The following is a 4,888-nucleotide window of genomic DNA, read 5'->3' on the forward strand; positions in this document are numbered from 1 at the left end:
CGAAGCCGGGGTCGTAGCGCGTGGGGCGGCCTACCGACTGGTAATTGAACGCCGCCGACTGGTTGCGGCCCAGCTTCGCGCAGTAGTCGGCCGCGGCGGTATCGAGCCCTTCTTCGAACAGCATGCGGGGCATGAGGTTGTGGGAGGTGTCGCGGATTTCAGCAACGGCGTCGTTAAGGAGGCGCAGCGTGTTGTGGTAGGATGAAGAAGCGGAGAGCTCGTTGTATTGGTTTTCCAGCGACGAAAGATAAAGTTTCACGCCGGATAAAATGGAGCCCGCTCCGTCGTGAAGGTTCCGGGCGATGCGGGCGCGCTCTTTCTCTTCTCCTTCCATCGACGCCTGTTTCATTTTCAGCTCGGATTCCTTTTTCATCAGCAGCATCCGTTGCAGTTGCAGTTGTTGCCGCATATGGAAGCGGTAATACAATCCGCCGCCGGCGATCAGCACCAGCAGCAAACTGCCGCCCAGCAAAGCCGTCTGCAGGTTTTTCTTCCGGATTTCCAGGTCTTTTTTCGTGATGGCCAGCTGCTGTTCCGCCAGTGCCTTATCCTTCTCCAGCGTCCTGTATTTCGTTTCCAGTTCGTTTACCTTCGTGGCCATTTCTTTGCGCTGCAGGCTGTCGCGGAACTGGACGTAGTTTTCCAGCGCCTGCAATGCCCCTTTCTTGTCTCCGCGGCGAATCTGGATCTTCGCCATCTGTTGATTGAATTCCACCAGCGATTCCATCAACCCCAATTCCCCGGAAATATCGAGTGCTTTCTGCGTGTAGGTTAACGCCTGGCCGTATTCCCCTTTGTTGTAATAGACGCGTGACGACACGAAGTAAATATGCACTTTATCAAAAGGACCGATCTCGAATTTCTCCGCGTACGATTCGGCCTGCCTGAGCCAATACAGGGCCGAATCCAATTTTCCGGGATCGCGCCCGTAATGCCCGCCCAGGCAAAGCCGTCCCATGCACTGGCCTTTGGCGTAACCGGCATGATCGCTGAGGGCGATGACTTCGCGGCAAGCCATGCCCGATTCATGATAGCGATACAGGTATCCTTCAAAATTGGAACGGTTGAGGATCATTTTTACCCAGTTCACGGTGTCTTTGCTCATGGCGTAATACTGCTCACTTTTCAACAGGTAATACAGTCCTTTTTCAATCTGCGACATGTTGGCGAAAGCGAGCGCCAGCCCGTTGTACGGATACGCCTTTTGCAGGGAATCCCGCTCCGGTATCAATGCTATCGCCGCCAGCAGTTCGGAAACCGCGGAATCGTATTTAGCCATACGGATGTAGTTAAACCCCACGTAGGTTTGCATATCCGCCATTTTCACACTGTCTTTCAGTTTCTTGAATATTTCGAATGATGTACGGCTGGCCTGCTGGCTGGCGATGAAGTTCCCCTGGTACAAATAATACTTGGCGAATACCTCCAGCGCCCTTCCGCGGCCGGACTGCGAACCGGCCTTCTGGCTGAGCGCCATGGCTTCTTCCGCGATTTTGTAAGTGGAATCGTTGCTGTAATCGAAAACCGCCATCGCATAATCGATCAGCGCGGTGATCCTGGCCGTATCGCTTTTGGCGGACTGGATAATTGGCCGGTGAGCCGCGGAAAGTTGTTCCACTTTCTGCGCTGTGGCGGTCTGCGTAAGGAATAGCAACATCAGCAATAGCCGGAAAGCCGGTGCGGCGAAGTGAATGCGCAGCTGCGCCATCGTAAAAAACAGGAAAATCCGGCGCCGGGGAGCGATGGGCATCGAAACGCCCGGCAGCAAAGGCCGGCGGCTTAATGAAGAGAACATACGAAGCATAACTGGTGATCTAAACCGGTTCAATAAATACGGCGACAGGCAACACACCAGTTTGCTATCCCAGGTCAATGAAGCTGCATGACACACAGCGGTATTGTCCCGGAAAAGATCCGGAATGCGCCCGACTGCTCAATAAAATACCAGGAATATGCTGCTAATATGTACTCACGGCTGGTTGCAAGGGCTTGCTGCCCTTTTCAGTAAATCCCGCGATGAGGAACTGGGTAAATATACTCAAATTTTTGTCGTGTGGGAGGAAATTCAGGAAGCGAGGATGACTTTCACGCCACGGTCCTGCAGCATCTGTACGGTGGCGGAATCCACCTGGTTGTCTGTCAGGATGTAATCCACCTGTTCCAGGCTGCAAATGCGGCCGATGCCGCGGCGGTCGAATTTCGAGCTGTCGGCCATTACGACTACCGTTTGGGCCAGGCCGATCATTTTCATATTGAGGCTGGCTTCGGCGAGGTTGGTGATGGACAGGCCGAATTCGGGATCGATGCCGTCGACACCGACGAACAGCACACCGCAGGAGATATCATCGAGCAGGCGTTCGGCGAAGGAGCCGGCGGCGGCGGAAGAGCTTTGATGGATGAGGCCGCCGATCTGGAGCACGTCCACATTCGGGCGGTTGCAGAGCTCGAGGGCAACTTTGAGTGCGGGGGTAATGACGGTGATATGTTTGGACGGGTGAAGGATGCGGGCGAGCTCGAAAACAGTGGTGCCGGAGCCGATGATGATGGAATCGTTATGGCCGATGAGCTCCATGGCGGCGCGGGCAATCTTTTTCTTTTCTTCCATCCGGATGAATTCCTTCTCGTTGATCGGGCGCTCGATGGCGTAGGGGTTTTGCGTGGAGCCGCCGCCTTTGGTGCGGAAGAGGAGTTTCTTTTCTTCGAGGAGCTTGAGGTCTTTGCGGATCGTTACCCCTGACACCTGGAGCATTTCGCTCAGTTCCTGGATATCGACTTTCCCTTTTTCCTGCAGTTCCTGTAAAATCAACTGGTGCCTTTCCGTGATATTCATAGCGTAGCGACTTTCTTAATGTTAAATTACCTTTCATCAAATATACATTTCTATACCTGAATTGTCTAACAACTGATTTTATTTTTATGTTAATGATTGATTTGCAATTCAATCGATCGCAAAGCAAAAACTTAACTTTAATTTATTTTTGTTTAATTAAGTTTAATTTCTACTTTTAGGAAGTTTCAATTCCATTCCATTTCATTCCACGAAACCTGATACCATGACTACTTTAGAAAAAGCAGGCATTCCACGACAACTCATCTGGGGCTACCTCGGCGTTATGATCTTCATGATGGGCGACGGCATAGAACAAGGCTGGCTAAGCCCTTACCTCGTCGACCACGGCATGACTATCCAGCAATCCGCTACCCTCTTCACCATTTACGGCATTACGATCGCCATTTCTGCCTGGTTTTCGGGCGTGCTCGCAGAAGGCTATGGCGTCCGCCGCACCATGGCGCTCGGCCTGCTGCTGTATTGCCTCGGTACGGTAGGCTTCGTAGGTTTCGGCATGCCGCAGCTGAATCAGCCGGTAATGCTCTTTACCTACGCGCTCCGTGGCTTCGGATACCCCTTGTTTGCTTATTCCTTCCTCGTATGGATCGCGTACAGCAGCCCACAGCAGCAGCTCGGCCGCGCGGTGGGCTGGTTTTGGTTCGTCTTTACAGGCGGGCTTAACGTACTGGGCGCCTATTATTCCAGCTGGGCCATCACTAAATTCGGGCACCTGAATACCTTATGGACTTCGCTTTTCTGGGCGCTGCTCGGCGCGGTGTTCGCCTTGTTGCTGAACCGCAGCAAACCGGCGCGGCAGTCCAGCGGCGGGTCTAAAGTGGAAGAGCTCATCAAAGGATTGACGATCGTGAAGGAAGAACCGAAGGTTTTGCTGGGAGGGATCGTGCGCATCATCAACACGACGGCGCAATTCGCTTTCCCCGTATTTCTGCCCATGTACATGGCGCGGCACGGTTTCGACACTACCGAGTGGCTGACGATCTGGGGCACCATCTTCACATCCAACATCATATTCAACCTCATTTTCGGATTCGTGGGCGACCACTTCGGCTGGCGCAACACGATCATGTGGTTCGGCGGCGTGGGCTGCGCACTGAGCACCCTGCTGTTTTATTACGCGCCGCAGATCTGGGAAGGCAGTTACTGGGCGGTAATGGCCGCCGGTATACTTTGGGGCGCCCTGCTGGCGGGTTATGTGCCGCTGACGGCGCTCGTGCCGTCTCTCGTGAAGAAAGACAAAGGCGCCGCCATGGCCATCCTTAACCTCGGGGCGGGATTGCCGGTATTCGTAGGGCCCGCTATCGTAGGGCTTTTTATCGGATCAGCGGGCGAAGAAGGCGTCATCTGGATTTTGGCGGCATTGTATATCGCCAGTGCCATCATCACCCGTTTCATCACCCTTCCCAACAACGCCAAAACCCTCCATCAAACGCAACCTGCAGAAGCAATACAATCCATATAGCATGCGCATTTTAATTACAGCTCCTTACCATCAGCAAGGCATCCGGGAAATCGACCAGCTTTTCGGAGAATCAGTGTACCGGCCCTGGAAACCCAACGGCCGCGCCTGGAACGAATCGGAACTGCTCGGACTGCTGGCGGAAACCCAGGCGGAAGCGCTCATCACGGAACACGACCACGTTACCGCCAAAGTCATCGAGTCGTTCCCGCACCTGAAATTCATCGGCGTCTGCCGCGGAACGCCCAGCAACGTGGCCGTCGACAAAGCCACCGCGCTCGGCATCCCCGTCTTTTTCACACCGGCCCGCAACGCGCAGGCCGTGGCGGAAATGTTCATCTCCAACGTGATCATGCTGCTGCGCAATACCATCCCCGGCATCGACTGGCTCAAAGGCCGCAACTGGCAGGCCGGCGCGCATGATTCCTACCTCCATTTCAAAGGCAACGAACTGGCGGGCAGAACGGTGGGCATGGTGGGATTCGGCGCCATCGGCCAGCTCATCGCCGGCATGATCCGGAATTATCCCTGCAACATCCGCTTCTTCGATCCATATGTAACGGAATACGATCCCGCTTACA

General features: G+C 54.2%; 4 protein-coding genes. 2 read left to right on the forward strand and 2 right to left on the reverse strand.

The features are described from left to right. Together Q0510_RS15185 and Q0510_RS15190 are read right to left on the reverse strand one after the other, a co-directional pair. Positions 1 to 1,795 (reverse strand): histidine kinase (locus Q0510_RS15185; RefSeq protein ID WP_298713492.1); only part of this gene is annotated, 1,795 nt, incomplete at its 3' end. A gap of 270 nt (positions 1,796 to 2,065) precedes the next feature. Further along, a complete protein-coding gene (locus Q0510_RS15190) occupies positions 2,066 to 2,830 on the reverse strand; it encodes a DeoR/GlpR family DNA-binding transcription regulator (RefSeq protein ID WP_298713495.1) in 765 nt (254 codons plus the stop codon). Positions 2,831 to 3,053: 223 nt separating this feature from the next. Here Q0510_RS15190 and Q0510_RS15195 point away from each other — a divergent pair, with 223 nt between their 5' ends. Both Q0510_RS15195 and Q0510_RS15200 read left to right on the forward strand, forming a co-directional pair. After that, on the forward strand, positions 3,054 to 4,310 hold the full coding sequence (locus Q0510_RS15195; RefSeq protein ID WP_298713498.1) for an MFS transporter: 1,257 nt from the start codon (positions 3,054 to 3,056) through the stop codon (positions 4,308 to 4,310). A 1-nt stretch (position 4,311) separates the two neighbouring features. Beyond that, positions 4,312 to 4,888: NAD(P)-dependent oxidoreductase (locus Q0510_RS15200; RefSeq protein WP_298713501.1), on the forward strand; the 577-nt coding region annotated here is incomplete at its 3' end.

The sequence above is a fragment of the uncultured Chitinophaga sp. genome (assembly GCF_937874145.1).
GTDB lineage: Bacteria > Bacteroidota > Bacteroidia > Chitinophagales > Chitinophagaceae > Chitinophaga.

What these genes read in the sequence shown, in the direction of transcription:
- Q0510_RS15190 (WP_298713495.1), bottom strand. Translation starts at nt 2,830, where the DNA reads ATGAATATCACGGAAAGGCACCAGTTGATTTTACAGGAACTGCAGGAA.
- Q0510_RS15195 (WP_298713498.1), top strand. Translation starts at nt 3,054, where the DNA reads ATGACTACTTTAGAAAAAGCAGGCATTCCACGACAACTCATCTGGGGC.